Source organism: Zoogloea sp. LCSB751 (genome assembly GCF_002028455.1).
Taxonomy (GTDB): Bacteria; Pseudomonadota; Gammaproteobacteria; order Burkholderiales; family Rhodocyclaceae; genus Zoogloea.
Genome location: NZ_MWUM01000192.1, coordinates 1 through 272, shown reverse-complemented (window position 1 = coordinate 272; position 272 = coordinate 1). Strand labels below are relative to the sequence as shown.

Genomic DNA, 272 nt, shown 5'->3' with positions numbered 1-272 from the left:
TTTAATGTACTCCACATATGCTCAAATGCAGCAGGCGGCATATCTGGGTGTCTTACGATGTTGTGAGGCTGGCCTAATAGTTCTTCCTCAGTGAAACCACTGATTTTAATGAAGTCAGGATTAACGTACGTGATATGGCTTTGAGGGGAGGTAGTCGAAAGAATATTGGCATCTTTTGGGAGTTCTAAGTTTCGACCCGTCACTGGTAAATTCTGGCGCATAAGAACCTCAAGGGTTGGCTGTTTTATTTTATTGTTTTCGGCATTAAGCCC

1 protein-coding gene is annotated in these 272 nt (G+C 43.0%); it reads right to left on the bottom strand.

The features are described 5' to 3' along the window. Window positions 1–221: PAS domain S-box protein (locus B4920_RS26310; RefSeq protein WP_139379680.1), on the bottom strand; the 221-nt coding region annotated here is incomplete at its 3' end. Between the last annotated feature and the right edge of the window lie 51 nt (window positions 222–272).